Here is a 19624-nt window from a genome sequence, read left to right as displayed (position 1 = left end):
TCCTCATATTTAGCAATAAGCTAAGTATAAAGGAGGAGTGATTGGTAGAAAATGCGTTGGATTATTTCTCGCTTACAAAAAACAGTCCGAAATTCTCTATAACCCTTGGTAAAACGGGATTTCACATCGATTAAAAGTTATACGAACTCAGTGTATAAAAAAACTAGCAAATCTCACAATCGAAATTTGCTAGTTAGTCATCTGCAATTATTTACGTTTTGTTTTACCCGTCCATTCTTGGAAACCGGTTTTCAAAATATAAATATCCTTGTAGCCTTGTTTTTTCAATTTGATCGCTGAACGAACGGCTAGGGATTTTTTACGATCATACAAGTAAATGGGTTGGTCTTTCCGGAAACTACCGTATGAATTAGCCAAAGTAGAGTAAGGAATATTGCGAGCGCCTAAAATATGTCCCGCATTGAAGTCCTCCCGTTCACGAATGTCCACTACTTGAGCTTTGCGCATGCCTTCTTTAAACTCTTCTTCTGTCAAGACCTTAGCTGAACGCCGACCTTGAATATAGATATACAACTCATGAAGCAGAATTGCCAATAACAAAATCCCTAAAATAATGTTGATAACCGTCAATGTTTTAATAGCTAAAAACAGTTTCATATGTTCCAAACCTTTCTTTGCGGTAGTGATTCAAAAACTGAATCCAACCGTTTCACTTCGTTTTATTTGATAAATTGCAGGGCCAATGATCCTGCTCCGATGACGCCAGCCTCATTTCCTAATTGGGCTAACTTAATCTTAGTGGATTCAGTCACTTGTGGGAAGGTAAATTCACGGAAATATTTTTCTACACGACTACGCAAAAATTCTCCCGCTGCTGAAACGCCACCACCAATGACGATGCTGTCTGGATTTAAAGTATTTCCTAAATTGCCACAGGCTAGCCCTAAGTAGAAGCACACTTTATCCACTACCATCAGAGCAAAAGGATCATCTGCTGCTGCCAACTCAAAGACGTCTTTCGATGAAATATCTTGACCATCATCTAAGCGTTTTTTCAGTTCGGATTCACCAGCATATTCTTCTGCTAGATGACGTGCTACCCGAACAACTCCAGTCGCACTAGAGATGGTTTCCAGACAGCCACGTTTGCCGCAAGTACACATAAAGCCTTCTGGATCAACGGTAACGTGACCAATTTCACCAGCACAGCCCGCTACCCCATGAAGTAAATTACCAGCTGCGATGATTCCACCACCAACGCCGGTGCCTAAGGTAATAAAGACTACATCTGGATTGTTTTCGCCAGCGCCTTTCCAGCGTTCCCCTAAAGCGGCAACGTTGGCATCGTTATCAATCGCAAAAGCAATCCCAGTCCCTGCTTCGATTTGTTCTTTGACTGGTTGCAAAGTGGTCCAGTTTAGATTGTAAGCACCGATAACCGTGCCTGCGACATTATCCACGCTACCGGGAGTCCCCATGCCAATACCGATGAAATCTTCGGCAGTCATCTCATATAAATCTAGGTGGTGATTGATTGATTCAATGATGTCTGGCACGATATGACTACCATCATCCAAAATATTTGTTTCGATACTCCATTTTTGTTGGATTTCGCCTTCTGCAGTCATGATGGCAAATTTGGCAGTCGTTCCGCCAAGGTCAATCCCGATGATCTTTTTATCCATGTATTTCTCTCCTAACGATAATTTCTCCAACCAACCCTCAAGTCAGCTTTTGGTTTTCTCGGTTTTCTTCGATGCGGTGTTCACGTCTGAGAATATGCCAAGCCGTCATATAAGTATCGTGATCGACTAAACGACCATCGTAGAGCTTCCGCAATTCAATTTGCATCAGTTCAATATCCCAGATTCTTTTGCCCACATAAACGATAATCCCGAAACGTTTTAGCAATTGTTGTACATCATATAGACTTTCCATTTTCAACACACCTAACTATTATACAAGTATTCCGTATTTTTTTAAACCATAGATAACACAAATCCCAAAAAGAAATACATAGATAGCCCCAGTCAGGATACGGGTGTGGATTGAATAGCGGCCCGGATTTTTCGGCAAAGCAATGGTATTTCCCAATAGAAGCCCCCCGATAATCCCACCAATATGCCCCCAAATGTCGATGGACTGGTCAAAGACACCGAAAACCAAACTCAACAAAACAAAAATAGCAAACTGCCGCACCATCCCTTGAATCGCCGGATTGTGGCGGAAATAAAAACCTAAAATCAAAAAGGCCCCAAAAATCCCAAAAATCGACGTGCTGGAGCCCGCTGACTGAATTCCCGCCGTATTAAAAGCAAAGCTAAAGGCATTTCCCAGCATCCCGCTCAATAGATAAATCCCCAAAAAGCGGCTGTGGCCATATAAGGCCTCCACTTGTTGGCCGATAAAATACAGGACCAAGGAATTAATCGCAAAGTGAGCCAGCCCAAAATGCAGAAAAATCGGTGTTAAAAAGCGCCAATACTGATGGAAAAAAGCGACATAAGGACCAAACATCACGCCTCTTGGTTGAAGCTGGAGGGCTGGTGCCAAATAATCCAATAAAAAGATTAGCGTTTGGATGGCAATCAGGCTATACGTAATATAAGGGCCATTTTTCCACTGGTTAGCAGTACGTTTCAGATCAAAATTCATTTTCCTACCTCTTTCTTGAAGGTATCCGTGATAAGTTTATTTACTGGTCTATCAAATTTCTCCGCTTGCCAATCATCACGAAGTTGTTCTCCAAAAACCAGGCTTACTGTTTGATTAGGATAATCTTGCAAAAAACGATCATAGTAGCCACCACCAAAACCAATGCGATAGCCTTTGGTGGAGAAAACCACTCCCGGAACGATCAACAAGTCAATCTCAGCTGGTAGTAGTGGCGCATGATGGTTCGGTTCCTCAATGCCAAAAGCAGACTTTTCATAAACAGTCGCGGGCGTAATCTCATGAAAAACCATTTTTTTATCAGCCAAAGCTTTTGGGACTACTAGCCGTTTGCCTTCTTGAAAACCGCGAGCAAAGACGGGCAATGTCGCCAACTCAATCGCTGTCGAACGAACCAAGCCAATCGTTTCAGCGGCCTGCCAACTTTTTGAAGCAAAAAGAAGCTGGTGAATCAGCTGTTCTTTCTGCTGTTTTTTCTTGGCTTGTTGGCTAAGAAGAGACAAGATGGCAATCCCCTCTTTTCGAAGTGTTTTTTTATCCATAATGACTCCTTTATTTATCCTATAGTTGAAATAGTAACGAAAAAAAAGCCAAATGGCAAACTCTGGTCGTCGGAAATTCTTTTTGCCCCAGATTTTACTTCTTTCATAGAAGCTGACATTCTATTTTTCACAAAAAATCCTAGTTACGAGAATAGTTTACTTAATAATTGAGACAAAAAAATGGGTTAAGCTTGAATTAAGTAAGAAGAAGTCGCTAAGAGAACATTTTTTGAAGTTTTAATCAAGGCCACTTCTTTCCCGTTAGATACGTTTTCCCGTGAGAGCACTAATCGGACGTTTCGCCTCTCGAAAATCCTGCAGCTGATACGCTTCTCCCTCACGACTAAAAGGCAGTGGTTTTTGATAGTCCCTTTCAAACAATAAAACATGGTCACAATAAATCGCTGGAAATGCCATACAATACCGATCGCTCCGATACACCCACCAGTGATAAACACCTTCATCCAAAATTACCGTATCAGCTGACAAACGATAAAACCCAGGAATTTTTTTAACCATACAAAAGACGGCAGGTCGCATCGGGGCAGTAAAATCTACACGTTTGATAAACCGCATCTCTGGTCACCTCAAAGGAATTATACAAACATACGTTCGCCTTTGTAAAGAGAACACCCAGATTTTTTTAGAAATACCTTTGAAAAGACCGGTTTTAGTCCAAGTGGTGATCCTCTAGGCAAATTTTTACTGACATTTCTTCGTCAAGTAAAACTACTTAACAAAATTCTCTCAAAGTACTAGTCAATTTTCTAAAATCATGCTATGATATTCAGGTCTGAGAGAAATCTTGGTTAGAATCCAGTAGCATAGGAGGGAATAACATGCGCGTAAACATCACTTTAGAGTGTACTTCTTGTAAAGAACGTAACTACTTGACTAGCAAAAACAAACGTAACAATCCTGACCGTTTGGAAAAGCAAAAATATTGCCCACGCGAAAGAAAAGTTACTTTACACCGGGAAACTAAATAATTTCGGTAAAAAGCCTGAAGCCTTGGTTGACAAGACTTCAGGCTTTTTGATTAGACTTGGCTTCACGAACTTACGTAGCTTTCTATCTCCTAGCGCTTCCCCCTGCATTCTTGAAAACGATAGACGTTCCTTCCACCTTTCTAGTTTGTTAAGCCATTCTCAACCGACAAGACAAAAAGCCCTCCAATTTCTTGGAGGACTTTGATAGGCGACTAGCTTAAGCTTCAAACTGATCCCGATAAACTTCATCAACATGTTGTTCTGGGTTGATGACAATATACAAGCTCTTGGTTTTTTCAGAGATACGTGTAGATTGGTATTCGTTATCCAAGCCTTCTGTATCCAAGTCTTTGTATGGGAAGTAAACCATATCAGGTTTGCCGGATTGGAAAAGAATTTCCATTTTTTCGATATCTTGGTACTTCAAAGCTCGGTTAAACATCCCCAATTCCAACCCACCTAAGTTGATATCTTGGGTTGCTACGTGATCGCCTTCTTGATAAATTTCAATCTTGAAGCCGGCACAAGGATGGATTTCTACAAACTCACTGCCGTTAATCCGACCAAAACTAGTGGTAATTTGTTTAATCCATAAATCACCGATGTAACGACGTTCAATGGTCCAAGTTTCACCATTTCGGAAATAGAATTTCAACGCTTTCATTTCTCTTGCCATGTTATTCGCTCCTTACATAAATATTCCTCAAAAGCTTCTGAGGATTGCGTAGCTAGTTGCTTACTCCTTCAGTGTAGCACAAGTGACAAAGGTAAGATAAAATATTGCTTGCCCCAAGATTTAGGAAAGTTTTGCCAAAAAAGCGTCCTTCTCTACTACAAAGCGTTCATGATTGCCTTTCCCAACTTTTTTATCTCCATCATAGGCAGTGAAGGAAAAGACGGCTTTGTTTCCATCCCGTTCATAGAGATTGGCTTTGATGGTGATCGTCGCTCCCACCGCAGAGGGCGCCACGTGTTCCAAGGAGATAAAGCCTCCGACAGTCGTTTTCTCTTTAGGCAAATGCTCTGCCAAATGGAGATAACAGGCGTTTTCCACCATCGCTACCAGTTCCGGTGTCGCTAAAACATCTAAGCCACCAGAACCCATTGCTTTGGCGGTGCGGTCAGCAGTCACCAAATACTCTTTTTTAAAATTGACTTCTACCATTGTTGCATCCTCCTTCAGCGTTTTTCTGTTGGTTCGAAGCTTCTACTTGAAAGAACCAACAGCGATATAAGATGCTGTCATTTGCTGACAGATGGTTAATCCAATATTCCCGGTAAATACGCGACGGCCGCATTTAAAAGAGCGGTTTTGTCGTTGACTAAACGCCCTTCCACTACAGCCTGCTCTAAATAAGCTAGCGTTTCTTTCAACCAAGGGCCGGCTTTTTGTTGACAGGCTGCCATGACATCCTTGCCATTGACTGCCAACTCTCGTAAAGAACGAATCGGTAACTTCGCCAAAGCTTCAGCGGTTTTGTCAGTTTCCCCTGGACGACCATAATAGCTCAATAAGGTTTCCACTTTCAGAGCCAAATCTCCCAAACGATACAGAGCCATTGGCGTATAATAGCCTTTGCGACGTTGACGTAGGCCCCACACCAATTCCCGACATTCTCGTAAAAACTCGTTTGATACTTTCCAAGCTTTCAAGAAGTGGCCAATTTGCGCTTCAGGGACGGCAAGATGATCCAACAAGACGCTCCACGCAGCCGTTTCGGACAAAAAAGGATCCGGAATAAGTCCGGCAAACTGTAGCAAGTACTCTTTGCTAGTTGCCATCCCCGGACAATATTCAAAACATCCCGTGGCGACAAATTGCTTCATGGCCTCATTGCGATGACTTCCCAGCAATAATTTGGTGAATTCGATAAAGACCCGCTCGATGGAAATTTTTTCTAATAAGGCATGATTTTCCACGATTGCCTCAAAGGTTTCTGTCTCAAAAACAAAACCCAATTGACTGACAAAGCGTAACCCTCGCATCATCCGCAAGGCATCTTCATGGAAACGCTCGTGGGGATTGCCCACTGCTCGCAAAATCCGCTGCTCCAAATCTTGAAGCCCACCAAAAAGATCAATGACCGTACCATCCTCTTGCACTGCAAAGGCATTGATAGTAAAATCTCGACGTTTTAAATCTTCTTCCAACGACCGCACAAACGCAACATGATCTGGTCTTCGAAAATCTTGGTAGGTGGATTCCGTCCGAAAAGTTGTGACTTCGTATTGATCCTCTTGATACAACACCAAGACAGTCCCATGTTCGATGCCGATATCCACTGTTCGCGGGAAGATTTCCTTGATTTCAGCAGGAAAGCCGCTGGTAGCGATGTCCACATCGTGAATCGGTTGACCTAAAAGCACATCCCGGACACTGCCCCCCACAAAATAGGCTTCATAGCCTGCCTGTTCGATTTTTTCCATCACCGGGAGCGCCCGGCGGAATTCTTCCGGTAAGACCGTTAATTTCATGGCAACTGCTCCTCATCTTCAGCATTGGCTTGGGTCTGACCATCCACTCGTTCAAAACGGTAGCGATCCCGTTGATTGAATTTCGCCATGTTTTTTTCAAAGATATCCGTCAAATCGATACCTAGTGAATTGGCCATGATCAGAGTCACAAATAAGACATCCCCTAGCTCCTCCGCCACGCTGTTTTCAGCCTCCGTCGTCTTTTTGGGTTTTTCACCATAAGTATGGTTGACCTCCCGCGCTAGCTCCCCGACTTCTTCAGTCAAACGTGCCATTTGTGAAAGAGGGCTGAAATAGCCAGCTTTAAATTGTTGAATATACGTATCCACTTCCTCCTGCATCGACTGCAGGCTGCGTTTTTCTATCAAAAAATCTTCTCCCTTAAGAGGTCTTCATTGTTTAGTCAGTTATACTGACCATCATTTTGAGACTGGTCTCTCCCTCAAAATCAGCAGGGTAACCTGTCTCAAAATAAAGAATAGTTTGCCATCAGTGAACTACTAAGGTCACCTTCCATGTCTTATCTTATCAAAAATAGCGGCTATTTCCTAGCAATACTGCTACTTCCGCTGAAATCCCCCCTCTGAAGATTGTCCCCAGTAAATTTTCATGATACAGTAAATCTGCAAGTCGTTTTTACACAAAAAACGCCCCTGAGCTCTTCAAAATAACCGAAGAATACTCAACTAGCGTAGTATTGGAGGAGTCAAGATGAAATTAGAAAAAATCGGCCGAGATATCGTGGTGATTTTGCTAGGAACAGCAATTTACGCCTTTGGTTTAGTCTTTGTCAATATTCCCAACCAATTGGCAGAAGGCGGTGTAACAGGGATTACCTTGATTTTTCGCGCGCTTTTCGGGATCAATCCGGCATTGTCCACCCTACTGTTAAATATTCCAATAATCGCTTTAGGAGGTCGCATTTTAGGCCGACGCTCCTTCTTTTACACCATCATCGGTACTCTCTCACTGTCTGCTTGGTTATTTGTATGGCAAAAAGTCAATTTTTCCATCGATTTGGATCACGATTTGTTGATAGCGGCCTTGGTAGCCGGCCTCTTTGGTGGGGTTGGTAGTGGAATCATTTATCGCGTAGGTGGCACCACTGGCGGTAGCGATGTCATCGCCCGCATCCTTGAACAAAAAATCGGCGTTTCGGTGGGGCGCACGTTGTTTATTTTGGATATTGTCATTTTAACCGCATCCTTAACCTATATCGATTTGAAACGCATGATGTACACCTTGATCTTTTCCTATGTTTTCGCTCACATTGTCGATGCCATCTTGGACGGAGGCTATTCTGCTAGAGGGGTGCTGGTCATTTCCAATCACTCGCAAGCCATCGCTCCTCAGTTGATGGCTGAGATGGAGCGGGGCGTCAGTTTTTTAAACGGCGAAGGAGCTTACTCCGGTGGCGAGAAAAAAATTATCTATATGGTAGTCAGTGCCCGGGAAGTCTCTGAGGTCAAACGTATTGTCCACGAATATGATTCCACCGCCTTTGTTTCCATCATCAATGTCCACGAAGTAGAAGGGGAAGGGTTTACTTACTTAAAACCCAAGAAAAAACTTTTTGGCAAAAAAAAAGCTAGCTAACTACCAGTTCGTGAATCCTTTCCACCTTCAAGTTAAATTTGACGATACCTAAAAGACAGACAAAAGAAGCTTACTTTCCACTGTGGTTTACATGGAAAGTAAGCTTCTTTTCAGACACTAGATAAGCTGTTACTGATAACAAAAGTCCCTTTTTCTCACTAAGCTTTTTCAACTTCTCCTCGTCTGAGCAAGGCTTCGTTGACTTCATCAGATAGCCGCAAGAACGTCTCCTTATCGCCTCTTTCCAGTGCGTCATCGATTTCTACATACAACTTATCAATTGCCGCTTGCAACTCTTCTTCTTGTATGAACTGATCCACCGCTTCTACAATCTGAGGATCGATGCTTTCATTCCATTTCATAAAGGGATTGTCTTCCAAAATTGAAAGATAAGAAGGATTGCCCCAAGCGTTAGTGAATAAGCACTCGATATACAGTGGATCTTTCCAATTGAGGCGAATTTCATGAAAAATCTGATCGCTATCGGTGAAATAATTCCCGTCAATGTGCAAACGCAACGGTTCCCCTTCCACTGAAGTATCACGGATTTGCAACCCTCGCTCTGCCACTTCGGCGTGTTCCACAAAATGGACGTTAGCAAGAATCGCTTCATGATTGGCCAAGTAATTCAATATCCAAGAGACCTCTCGTCGACTGAAATTTGCATTGGTGACAAACCAGTTCAAAAAAACTTTCTTTTCGCGAACATCTACAAACATCTTTCTCACCTGTCCTTTCTGGTACTCCCCCGCTAGTGCGCAGCTGACATTATTGCAAAGCATCAATGATTGATTGAACTTCCAAATCCCCTGGTTCGTGTTGGAGGTAATGTGTCAACAGATGCAGTGCCTCCTGGAGATGGCCTTCATTCCGTAAAAAGATACCATATTCTTTCATGAAATCCGGTTCGTGGTTCAGTTCCACATTGGCCCGTTCATAGTGTTGAGCAGCTTTATCATATTCTTCCAGTTGATTATACGCTTGGGCTAAGTTCCACTGAGCAAAGGCATCATCGGGATTTTCCAACTGTTCCAAGGTAGCAATCACCCCATCATAGTCGGCTTCCTTCAGATAAAAATTAGAAAGCATGATTAAGCTTTCATCCATTTTCTCGCCAGTTTCAAGGGCTTTTTGCAAATATTCTTCTGCCTGTTTGACATCGTGAAGACGATAGGCATTTTCTGAAGCAAACTGGTAAAAATCAACTTGGTAAGGATTTTCTTTGATTCCCGCCTCGATAGTAGCTTGGGCTTCATCCAGTAATTCCTCTTCTTGCAGTGCTTCCGCTAAATACAAATAAGTCGACTGATAATGCGGATTTAATGCTTGTAACTGTTGCAAATAATGGATGGCTTGCTGATTTTCCTTCAATTGGAGGTACACAAAAGCCGTATGGAATAATAAGTCATCACTTTCACTGTCTTTCAAAGCCGCTTCCAAGTAGGGAATCGACTCTTCAAACTTGCCTTCCATACTCAAAGCCATGCCCAAACGTTCACTAATCCCGACGCCGCCGAGTTCAGTGATTTGGGAATTTAGCAAAATTTGGTAGATCGTCGCTGCCTCTCCAAACCGATCCGTAGCATAATACAATTCCGCCAAAGCAAACTGTATCAAGGGTTCATCTGGCAAAATTTTGGCTGCTTCCATCAGCTTTGCCTCACTAACTTCAGGAATTTGGAGCATTTGATACAAATCAGCTGATAACAACAGAGCTTGCGGATAATAATCGCTGTCTTGAGGCACACCTTCGATAAACTCAAAGGCATCATCGATCCGATTGTCCTCCATCGCGATTTCTGCCAAACTTAACAAGACTTCTTCATTCCCTGGATAGCGTTCCAACAAACGAGTAAATATCTCTTGTGGTTCTTCCAAAAAACCCATTTGAAACAACTGGGTGCCTAATTGTGCTAAAGTATCGTCATCGTCTTTACTCAAGGCTTCGTTAAAAGCGATTTGGGCTTGTACTAGGTCTTCTTTTTCCAAAGCATCAAGCATTTGGTAACTATATGAATTGTCCATGGGTCTCATCATTCTCCTATTATCTGTTGATAAGCTGTCGCCATCTGGATCAGTTCCTCACTGGTAGGATAGTTGGCAGCCTTTCTGATACCAATTTTTTGATAAAGAGTGGGCTTTGGTAGCTCTTTTGTAAGCTTCAGTACTGCTACCCCATATTCTGTCAAAGAAATCTGTGGTGGCAAGACTACAGGTAAGCCAACTGCCTGTAGCCAGTGGAAAAACTTAGGCAAATCCAAATCCAAGGGGGTCACTTGTTGATTCCAGGTTACCTGCATTAAAATCCCCATCATCCGTTTCATATTTGCCGAAAGCAGATGACCATTGGCAACTTGGTAAAAGGCAAGTTCAAACAGGCGACCGTAATTCTCGATTTCAGTTTGCCGTTTTTCATAAAAGCTTGCCAGTTGCTGGATATAACTAGCAAAAGAACGACTGTGAACAGCTTGTTGGTGGGGAAAATTCTGAAAAAGATTTTTCAAAAAAGACGCATCACAAACTAGCCCCGCCCGCAACAATAACAGAAAATCCACCAGTTTACCATCCCCTTGCTCTTGGGTGATAGTTTGATCATAAAAGATATCTTGCGGTAGATTATTCACGACAAGTAACGGCTGTAAATGCTGACTGACTACTTCTCGTCTTTTTACCAACGATTTACACAGCGAACGAAGGGATACAGGCAGACAACAAAAGCGACTAGGCAAGACCGTCGTCTGTTGGATAAAACCAGTCAAAGCAGTCACTCCCTCATTGCCATAAGAAACAAACAGGTATTGGTGATCTTTGGGAAACCCTTCGAGAAAAGCTAACAACTCTTGTAACTCGGTTAAATCATTGCAATAGAGGTGATTGCGACAAATATACCAATCGATATCTAAGGCCGTAGCAAATAATTGATTGATTTTTTCGAAGGAACGATCGTAATATTTCTGATTGGTTAGGAAAATAACATGGACATCTTTACTAAAGCCAGCGGGTATCGACCGATTCAAAGTCTCTCCATAAACCAATCGCGTGTTACAACTTTCACTGTGATAGCAAAGTTCCATCCTCATCCCTCCCATCAATCACCTGTCGGACCTATAAATGCTCGTTAATCACATCGTTTTATCACTATAGTTCTCTTTTTTGACAAAGGTGCATTTTACTTAAGCTACTTACTTTAAGTTTATCACTAAAGCCGAAGAATCCCAAAGATTAACCCCAATAAAAAGCGTCAATTCAGCAATAATTTATTGATTATTTTGACAATTCAAAATTAGCAAGCCAGGCTCTCTTCTTTGCCAAGTAAGCCTCACTTATCAAAAGATGCCTGTGATTACGCCTTGCCCGTTTGTTTTCTCAAAGGACATGCAGTTTGTGATAATCCGCCTTTGTCAAACACCATAAATTGGCATCCTTTAACACATCTTGATGGAAAATCTCATCTGGTAACCTACCGATCAATTGAAAGTCGCATTTTTGGGCTACTTGATTGCTCGCTTTGTTTGTCACCGCGGCTATCAATTCCAGCTTGTTAAAATCCCACTCCTCAAAAGCCAGTTGGCACAATACGCTTAAGGATTTAGTGACAATTCCTTGATTCGTAAAAGCTGCCGCTAACCAATAGCCTACCTCTCCAGATTTTTGTGGTATGCGAATTTGATGAATATCGATTGCACCCACCAATTGCTCGTCAAGTGCAATGAAAAATTGGCGATTGGTACCTGCACCTTCTTTTTTCATCGTATCGAGAATAAACGTTACTTCATCCGCAACGGACTGAACCCGTTCTGGAATCGGTAAGAAAGACCCAAGGTGGGCTTGATTACTACAAATCAGCTGATACATTTCACTAGCCATCGTAATATCTGGTTTAACAAGTTTCACTCTCTCATCAACAGCATAACTAAAAAAAGCGGTCATCTAGTTTTCTCCTTTACTTTTTAACTATCCTAGCTTCTTACAGTATAACACCTAAAAAAGGAAGAAAAGCAGGGCAAACTCGCTTTCAGAAAATCCCTCGATTTATAGTGCTAAGGAAGTCTGAGAAATCATTGGTTGTTATCCATTTGGTTTTTGACGGATTTACAACTAGTTTGACTTCAGCAAGGTCAATGCCAAACATGAACTTTGTTTGGCATTGGTCGTTCCCACTACAATTTGAGAGATTCTCCCCCAGAAAATCCGCGCTATTTTATCGATAAGTACTCGATTGCCTTTACTCCTTAATCTTCTTTTTTATGCCATGGAAAAAGCAGTCGAATCGTTTATCGATTCGACTGCTCCTTTTAGACTAGCAACGTATACAACGAGGCATTGTCTTGTAAATTAATAAATTCTGGATCAAAAGCTGCTAAATTCGCTAACAATTGCTCCAACTCATTGGGCTCCTTCAACAAAATTCCAATCACTACAGGACCAGTCCCCCGATTGATCTTTTTCGTATATTCGAAACGGGTGATATCGTCATTTGACCCTAACACTTCTGATACAAATTCTTTTAAAGCTCCTGGACGTTGTGGAAAGTTGACTACAAAGTAATGTTGCAACCCTTCGTACACTAAGGAACGTTCCTCAATCTCCGCCATTCGGCTAATGTCGTTATTCCCCCCTGAAATAACGCAAATCACCGTTTTGCCTTTGATATCATCAGCGATTACCTCAAGAGCAGCAACACTCAGAGCACCAGCTGGTTCACAGACGATGGCTTGCTTCCCGTACAGTTCAAGAATTGTCGTACATACTAATCCTTCATCCACCGCCACCAATTGATCCACGTAAGCTTGAGCGTGGGCGTAAGTGATGTCCCCAACTTCTTTCACCGCAGCCCCATCGACAAACTTTTCCACCTGTTGCAACATCACGGGTCCGGCATGATCAAAAGCCGCCTGCATGGACATCGCCCCAGCAGGTTCGACCCCGATGATTTTGGTAGCAGGACTGGTTCCTTTCACGTAGGCCCCCACACCACTGATCAAACCACCGCCACCAATCGCTGCCAAGACATAATCTGGCTGATAGCCTTCCGCTTGGGCATCTGTCATCATTTCCAGCGCTAGCGTCCCTTGTCCGGCAATAATATCAAGATCATTGAAAGGATCAATAAAGGTCATCAGATTCTTTTCAGCGTATTCCCGAGCTGCCTCAGCTGATTGATCGAAGGTATCTCCCACCAGTTGAATGACCACTTGTTTCCCGCCAAAAAAGCGTACTTGGGAAATTTTTTGTTGAGGAGTAGTGGTCGGCATGAAAATCACTGCCTTAGTCCCTAATTCCTGGCACGTATAGGCCACCCCTTGCGCATGATTACCAGCGCTAGCACAAACCACTCCCTTAGCTAATTTTTCAGCGGGTAGTTGCTTGATGGCATAGTAAGCACCCCGCAGCTTGAAAGAACGCACTTTTTGCAGATCTTCCCGCTTTAACAAGACAGTGGCGCCGTACTTTTCCGATAAATAGCGGTCATACTGCAATGGTGTATGGCTCACTTGCTTTTTTAGTAGCTGGTATGCCTGGCGTACCTCATGATCCGTCACTAATCCCAACTTCATCGCCCCCGTTGTTCTGCTTAGTCTTTTTTATTCACAAATGGCATCATCTTCCGCAACTCATCCCCAACTTGCTCGATTTGATGTCCGGCAGCGGTTTCCCGCATCTGCTTGAATTCAGGGAAGCCAGCTTTGTTGTCGTTGATGAAACCTTCTGCAAATTTGCCGTTTTGAATATCTGTCAAAACATCTTTCATACCAGCTTTTGCGACATCGGTAATCACCCGCGGACCAGAAACGTAATCTCCATATTCAGCAGTATTGGAGATGGAGTTTCGCATTTTGCCAAAGCCTCCTTCATAAATCAAATCGATGATCAATTTCAACTCATGACAAACTTCAAAGTAAGCCAATTCTGGTTGATAACCAGCTTCCACCAGCGTTTCAAAACCAGCTTCAATCAAAGAAGTCAAGCCCCCACACAACACAGCCTGTTCCCCAAACAAGTCCGTTTCCGTTTCTTCTTTAAAGGTCGTTTCCAAAACCCCAACCCGCGTCGCACCGATGCCTTTTGCATAGGACAAAGCAATCTCACTGGCATTGCCGGTAGCATCCTGGTGGACAGCAAACAACGCCGGTACTGCAAATCCTTCAGTAAACGTCCGGCGTACCAAATGGCCGGGACCTTTAGGAGCGGCTAAGAAGACATCCACATCAGCCGGTGGTGTGATGACACCGTAATGAATGTTGAAACCATGACCAAACGCTAAGGCATTGCCAGCTTCTAAGTTGTCAGCAATTTCATTTTGGTACAAATCTCCTTGAATTTCATCAGGAGCTAAAATCATTACCAAATCCGCTTCTTTGGTGGCATCCGCTACTGGTTTCACATCAAAGCCGTCTTCTCGAGCTGCCGCCGCTGATTTGCCTTCACGAATACCGATAATCACCTGGTGCCCAGTATCTCGCAAGTTTTGCGCGTGAGCGTGGCCTTGAGAACCGTAGCCGATGATCGCGATTGTTTTGTCTTGTAAAGCGTCTTGTTGTACTGAATCTTCATAATATACTTTTACCATGTAGTATTCCCTCCAAATAGTAGTATCATCTATCAACAGCCGGTTTGATTACCAGTCTATCAACCTCTAGTAAAGCCTGTCACACCAGTACGGCTCAATTGCTTGATACCATATGGGCGCAAAATATCAATACAAGCATCAATCTTATCTTGAGTACCCGCAACTTGAATGACTATATTTTTCAAGCCAACATCAACAATATCCGCACGGAAGGGATCAATAACTGCTTTGATTTCCGAGCGCATAGCCACAGGAGCGTTGACTTTGACTAAAGCCAGTTCTCGTTCCAAATGAGGCTCATCGGTGATGTCCCGCACTTTCAGAACCGCCACTTGCTTATTCAATTGCTTAGTGACTTGTTCCACATCCGCCAAGGTGTCCGCATTAATCATGATAGTCATGCGAGACAAGCCCGGAGATTCGGTAGGACCGACAGATATGCTATCGATGTTCACTTGCCGCCGATTCATGACGGCTGTGATCCGGCTCAAGACACCCACGTGGTCTTGTACCACCATTGAAATCATGCGCTTCATCTACTCCACCCCAATCATCTGGTCGTTTGCTTGCCCTGGTGGCACCATTGGCAAGACATGTTCCGTCAAGGAAGTAATCACTTCAATTAACACTGGCCCTGTCATTGCCAAAGCGGCTTTTAGCTGGGCTTTTAGTGTGGAACTTTCGCTAATACGAACCCCTTGAATACCATAGGCTTCTGCTAGTTTCATGAAATCTGGTTGACTATGAAAAACTGAATTAGACCGACGATTGTTAAAGAAAGACTCCTGCCACTGGCGCACCATCCCCAAAGAACGATTGTTCAACAGGATAAATTTGATATCCAGCTGGTTTTCATTGAGTATCGCCAGCTCCTGATTGGTCATTTGAAAGCCACCGTCGCCGACAAAACAGAGTACTTGTTTTTCACGATGACCAAATTTGGCCCCAATCGCAGCCGGAATCCCGTAGCCCATGGTTCCCAAACCGCCAGAAGTAATCAGCTGTCTCGCATAATGAAAGTCATAAAACTGAGCGACCCACATCTGATGTTGCCCAACATCTGTGACTACAATCGCATCGGGTTGTGCGATTTGGCTCACCAACTCCACAACTTTTTGGGGCTTAATTTCTTCTGTACAAGCTCGATCATAAGTAAAAGGCTTATCTACCATCCGTTGTTGGCATAATTGGCGCCAGTCACCGATTTGCGGTGGCTCACTAGCAATTTCTAACATCTTCTCCAAACAAATTTTGGCATCAGCAACGATGGGAATGTCGGTTTGAATAATTTTGCCAATTTCTGCAGGATCGATATCAATATGAGCGACAATCGCTTCTTTCGCAAAGTCTTGCGGGGCGGTTGCCAAGCGATCATCGAAACGACAGCCCACATTGATTAACAAATCACACTCTGTTAAAGCCATATTCGCGGCATAGGAGCCATGCATTCCCCCCATCCCTAAAAATAAGGGATCTGACGTTGGCAAGATTCCTAGCCCTAACAAAGTGGAAACCGTCGGCAGCTGATACTTATGCGCAAAGGCCTTTGCTTCGGCTTCGGCATTGGCATAGATGACCCCACCTCCGATAAGTAACAAAGGTTTGCGACTTTGTGCTAATAGTTGCATCAGCTTTTGAACTTGTAATATCGAAGGGATGGTATTGGGTTGATAACTAGGAATATGCAAATCACAGGCAGCCTTGGCGGGGGTTTGCTGGATAGTCATATCTTTGGGCAAATCGATGACCACTGGCCCTTGGCGTCCTGTTGTAGCAATATGAAAAGCTTCTTGGACAATTCGAGGCAAGTCATTCACATTGCGGACTTGGTAACTATTCTTGGTAATGGGGACGGTAATACCCAAAATATCGGCTTCTTGAAAGGCATCTTTACCGATCCCATCGGTAGTCACTTGCCCAGTAAAGACAATCAAAGGTGTGGAGTCGCTATTAGCATCCGCAATCCCCGTCACCACATTGGTCGCCCCCGGTCCACTGGTAGCGATGACGACGCCGGGTTTCCCGGTGGCCTTGGCATACCCTTGGGCAGCATGAACCGCTCCTTGTTCGTGGCGAGTCAGTATATTGGGAATCGCTTCATCATAGAGGGTGTCAAATAATGGCAAAACCGCTCCACCAGGATAGCCAAAGATCAATTCCACTCCCTGATTCTGTAAACACTCTAACAACAGGCGTGCCCCTGACATTTTTTCTTCTTGTACCTTCAAATTTTCCATACGCTCCCTCCTTAAGATAATCCTTCCCGACTAAAAGCTAGTGAGACAGTGCCACTTGTTAGTTATTCCGGCAAACGCATCACACCACCAGTATGAGCTGATGTGACTAAAGCAGAATAACGAGCAAGCCAACCTTTTTTCACTTTTGGCTGAAATTGCGGTAAACTTTCTCTTCTTGTCGCTAGTTCTTCCTCGGTCAGTGCCACATTTAGCGTACGGTTGATCAAATCAATCGTGATCTCATCACCATCTGCTACCAAGGCTAAGGGGCCGCCAGCCGCCGCTTCTGGTGAAATATGACCAATGGCAATCCCCCGAGTTGCCCCAGAAAAACGCCCATCGGTAATCAACGCCACATCTTTGCCTAAACCTCGTCCCACAATACTTGAAGTTGGGGCTAACATTTCTGGCATTCCCGGCCCACCTTTTGGCCCTTCATAACGAATCACGACGACATGCCCCGCTTTGACGCGATGATCATCGATGGCGGCTACCGCTTCATCATGGCTACTAAAGCAAATCGCTTTCCCAGTGAAGACGGTGACACTGGGATCCACACCACCGACTTTGATGACTCCCCCTTCTGGCGCGATATTGCCATATAAAATCGACAAGCCGCCCACAGGACTGTAAGGTGTTTCTTTCGGATGAATGACTTCAGGATTTTGGATAGTCGCCGTGGCAACATTTTCTCGGATTGTTTTCCCCGTCACGGTAAGTCGATCTGGATGAATCGCTCCGTCAATCGCCACCAATTCATTGATAATTGCAGATACCCCGCCAGCCTCATGAACATCATGCATAGAATAAACTGAAGATGGTGCGATTTTTGATAAATAAGGGACCCGTTTAGCAATCTCATTGATATCTTCTAAGTGATAGTCAATTTCCGCCTCGTTGGCAATCGCTAAGGTGTGCAACACCGTATTGGTAGAGCCTCCCATCGCCATATCTAAGGCAAAGGCATCATCAATGGCTTCTTTGGTGACAATGTCCCGTGGCTTGATATCCTTTTCTACCATCGCCATCACTTGTCTGGCTGCCTGACGCACAAGCTCTCGCCGTTCTGGTGCCGTCGCCAAAATTGTGCCATTCCCTGGTAAGGCCAATCCAAGAATTTCCATCAAGCAGTTCATCGAGTTTGCGGTAAACATACCAGCACAAGAACCACAGGTCGGACAGGCGTTTTGCTCCATAAACTGAAACTCTTCCTCAGACATCTTGCCTTCTTTATACGTTCCTACTACTTCAAACATGGTGGATAACGTCGTTTGGTGTCCTCGCAAATCGACGCCGGCCTTCATTGGACCGCCAGAAACGAAGACGGAAGGGACATTGGTTCGCATGGCACTCATAAGCATCCCGGGTGTGATTTTGTCACAATTGGGAATATACAAGACGCCGTCAAAACAATGGGCGTTGATCACTGTTTCAGCAGAGTCAGCAATTAGCTCTCGACTTGGCAAGGAATACCGCATCCCCAAATGCCCCATTGCTATTCCGTCATCGACACCAATGGTATTGAACTCAAAAGGAATCCCTCCCGCTTCACGAATCGCTTCTTTAGCGACATCGGCCAATTCTCGTAAGTGAACGTGTCCGGGTACGATATCAATATAGGAATTGCAAATCGCAATAAATGGCTTATCCATATCCGCACTACTTTTTACTTGACCGGTAGCATATAACAGGCTACGAGCTGGCGCAGCGTCAATCCCTTTAGTAATTTGGTCACTTCTCATTTACATTACTCCCTTCAAACCCCTTGACTTCCTCTGAATTCATCGCGAGCTGACAAAGCTGCTTTTGGGACCGACTAACTGATTTTCAAGGTTAGTACCGGTAGCACCTAAACTTCAGCCTATAAAAAAAGTATCCCGATAAAAACTGGGATACTTGCCAGAATCCCATTCATAACGCAAATAGGACTCAAACATCGGGATGTTGTCTTCCGTGTTTCAAGCCCTCTGATAAATGACTAAAATGACGATTTCTTGTCGTTTGTCATGATTGCGCATCTGAATCGTCTCCCTCACTCGTTGATTAGATAAAATAATGATTTTTTTTACTATATCTTGAATGATTCCTAAAGTCAATGAATTTTCTGAATTTTTTATATCTTTTCACAACATCTTTCAATTGTCCTATCCCACTAAAAGCATACCATAGAAACAACGATAATGAAAATATAATGAGAAAGATTAGCTTTAAAAGAGCATTTGAAGGGGATTTTATTTGAAATCAAGGTCAAATCAGCGCGACCATGTAGCAGCTTCACAGTCGAAGAACGGCTGCAAGCTAGCCCCATCAGTGAGTTAAGCTGATCACTTCTAAAACATAAAAACCAGGGAGGACTTGTTTCCTGCAAGTCCTCCCTGGTTGTCGATAAAAGATGAAGTCCCATTTTATCTTGTTTAAAAAGTAGTAAAAAACAGTCTGAAATTCTCTTTAAACCTTGGTGTATAAAAAAGAACCCCTGATTGCTCAGAGGCCCTTGATTGCGGTCTTATTTGACTGCGTCCTTCACTTTGACGACATTTGAACATATCCAACTGAATACGAAACCCAATAAAATCAGGC

The 19624-nt window shown here is 43.6% G+C and carries 21 protein-coding genes; 2 read left to right on the top strand and 19 right to left on the bottom strand.

The features are described from left to right. Nucleotides 1-207 precede the first annotated feature (207 nt). The 6 genes from ACO03U_RS13420 to ACO03U_RS13395 form a co-directional block, all read right to left on the bottom strand. Entirely contained in the window at nt 208-618 is a 411-nt protein-coding gene (locus tag ACO03U_RS13420) for a rhodanese-like domain-containing protein (protein ID WP_161869098.1), read from the bottom strand. A gap of 62 nt (nt 619-680) precedes the next feature. Next, entirely contained in the window at nt 681-1646 is a 966-nt protein-coding gene (locus ACO03U_RS13415) for an ROK family glucokinase (protein ID WP_161869099.1), read from the bottom strand. Nucleotides 1647-1683: 37 nt separating this feature from the next. Next, nucleotides 1684-1899 (bottom strand): YqgQ family protein, encoded by a 216-nt coding sequence (locus ACO03U_RS13410; RefSeq protein WP_161869100.1) that lies wholly within the window; start codon nt 1897-1899, stop codon nt 1684-1686. An 18-nt stretch (nt 1900-1917) separates the two neighbouring features. Continuing rightward, complete coding sequence (locus tag ACO03U_RS13405) at nt 1918-2616, bottom strand: rhomboid family intramembrane serine protease (protein WP_161869101.1); 699 nt, start codon at nt 2614-2616, stop codon at nt 1918-1920. Further along, complete coding sequence (locus tag ACO03U_RS13400) at nt 2613-3176, bottom strand: 5-formyltetrahydrofolate cyclo-ligase (protein ID WP_204687945.1); 564 nt, start codon at nt 3174-3176, stop codon at nt 2613-2615. Before ACO03U_RS13400 ends, ACO03U_RS13405 begins: the two co-directional genes overlap by 4 nt. A 261-nt stretch (nt 3177-3437) precedes the next feature. Beyond that, nucleotides 3438-3752, bottom strand: coding sequence for a hypothetical protein (locus ACO03U_RS13395; RefSeq protein ID WP_161869103.1), 315 nt, complete (start codon nt 3750-3752; stop codon nt 3438-3440). A 263-nt stretch (nt 3753-4015) separates the two neighbouring features. Here ACO03U_RS13395 and rpmG point away from each other — a divergent pair, with 263 nt between their 5' ends. Beyond that, nucleotides 4016-4165 (top strand): 50S ribosomal protein L33, encoded by a 150-nt coding sequence (rpmG, locus tag ACO03U_RS13390; protein ID WP_002296119.1) that lies wholly within the window; start codon nt 4016-4018, stop codon nt 4163-4165. Nucleotides 4166-4382: 217 nt separating this feature from the next. On the opposite strand, the gene ACO03U_RS13385 is transcribed toward rpmG, so the two are convergent. The 4 genes from ACO03U_RS13385 to ACO03U_RS13370 form a co-directional block, all read right to left on the bottom strand. Next, nucleotides 4383-4841 carry a hypothetical protein gene (locus tag ACO03U_RS13385; protein WP_161869104.1) on the bottom strand — a complete coding sequence of 153 codons (459 nt, stop codon included), beginning with the start codon at nt 4839-4841 and terminating at the stop codon, nt 4383-4385. Between the two features lie 120 nt (nt 4842-4961). Then, nucleotides 4962-5330: a thioesterase family protein gene (locus ACO03U_RS13380; protein WP_161869105.1), complete on the bottom strand. Its 369-nt coding sequence runs from the start codon at nt 5328-5330 to the stop codon at nt 4962-4964. A 95-nt stretch (nt 5331-5425) separates the two neighbouring features. Beyond that, a complete protein-coding gene (locus tag ACO03U_RS13375) occupies nt 5426-6640 on the bottom strand; it encodes a CCA tRNA nucleotidyltransferase (RefSeq protein WP_204687947.1) in 1215 nt (404 codons plus the stop codon). Next, the gene (locus ACO03U_RS13370; RefSeq protein WP_204687949.1) at nt 6637-7008 is read right to left on the bottom strand and encodes a nucleotide pyrophosphohydrolase; all 372 of its coding nucleotides are present in this window, start codon (nt 7006-7008) and stop codon (nt 6637-6639) included. Before ACO03U_RS13370 ends, ACO03U_RS13375 begins: the two co-directional genes overlap by 4 nt. Before the next feature lie 343 nt (nt 7009-7351). Between ACO03U_RS13370 and ACO03U_RS13365 the strand changes: the two genes are divergently transcribed. Beyond that, nucleotides 7352-8236 (top strand): YitT family protein, encoded by an 885-nt coding sequence (locus ACO03U_RS13365; protein ID WP_161869108.1) that lies wholly within the window; start codon nt 7352-7354, stop codon nt 8234-8236. A gap of 158 nt (nt 8237-8394) precedes the next feature. Here ACO03U_RS13365 and ACO03U_RS13360 read toward each other — a convergent pair whose 3' ends face one another. From ACO03U_RS13360 to ilvD, 9 genes are all read right to left on the bottom strand, one after another. Then, complete coding sequence (locus ACO03U_RS13360) at nt 8395-8955, bottom strand: ReoY family proteolytic degradation factor (RefSeq protein WP_161869170.1); 561 nt, start codon at nt 8953-8955, stop codon at nt 8395-8397. Nucleotides 8956-9004: 49 nt separating this feature from the next. Next, a complete protein-coding gene (locus ACO03U_RS13355) occupies nt 9005-10261 on the bottom strand; it encodes a tetratricopeptide repeat protein (protein ID WP_204687951.1) in 1257 nt (418 codons plus the stop codon). 8 nt (nt 10262-10269) lie between these two features. After that, the gene (locus ACO03U_RS13350; RefSeq protein WP_204687953.1) at nt 10270-11310 is read right to left on the bottom strand and encodes a hypothetical protein; all 1041 of its coding nucleotides are present in this window, start codon (nt 11308-11310) and stop codon (nt 10270-10272) included. A gap of 292 nt (nt 11311-11602) precedes the next feature. After that, on the bottom strand, nt 11603-12166 hold the full coding sequence (locus ACO03U_RS13345) for a GNAT family N-acetyltransferase (protein WP_161869111.1): 564 nt from the start codon (nt 12164-12166) through the stop codon (nt 11603-11605). Nucleotides 12167-12531: 365 nt separating this feature from the next. Beyond that, on the bottom strand, nt 12532-13794 hold the full coding sequence (gene ilvA, locus ACO03U_RS13340) for a threonine ammonia-lyase IlvA (RefSeq protein WP_423104935.1): 1263 nt from the start codon (nt 13792-13794) through the stop codon (nt 12532-12534). A gap of 17 nt (nt 13795-13811) precedes the next feature. Continuing rightward, nucleotides 13812-14807, bottom strand: coding sequence for a ketol-acid reductoisomerase (gene ilvC / locus ACO03U_RS13335; protein WP_204687955.1), 996 nt, complete (start codon nt 14805-14807; stop codon nt 13812-13814). 59 nt (nt 14808-14866) lie between these two features. Then, on the bottom strand, nt 14867-15343 hold the full coding sequence (gene ilvN, locus ACO03U_RS13330) for an acetolactate synthase small subunit (RefSeq protein WP_161869113.1): 477 nt from the start codon (nt 15341-15343) through the stop codon (nt 14867-14869). Then, a complete protein-coding gene (gene ilvB / locus ACO03U_RS13325) occupies nt 15344-17044 on the bottom strand; it encodes a biosynthetic-type acetolactate synthase large subunit (RefSeq protein ID WP_204687957.1) in 1701 nt (566 codons plus the stop codon). It abuts the gene before it with no gap. Between the two features lie 62 nt (nt 17045-17106). Then, entirely contained in the window at nt 17107-18786 is a 1680-nt protein-coding gene (gene ilvD, locus ACO03U_RS13320) for a dihydroxy-acid dehydratase (protein WP_204687959.1), read from the bottom strand. Nucleotides 18787-19624: the final 838 nt, after the last annotated feature.

The organism is Enterococcus diestrammenae (assembly GCF_049384045.1).
Lineage (GTDB): Bacteria > Bacillota > Bacilli > Lactobacillales > Enterococcaceae > Enterococcus_C > Enterococcus_C diestrammenae.
Note: the sequence above shows the minus strand (reverse complement) of the source record. Positions and strands in the feature narration are given on the sequence as shown.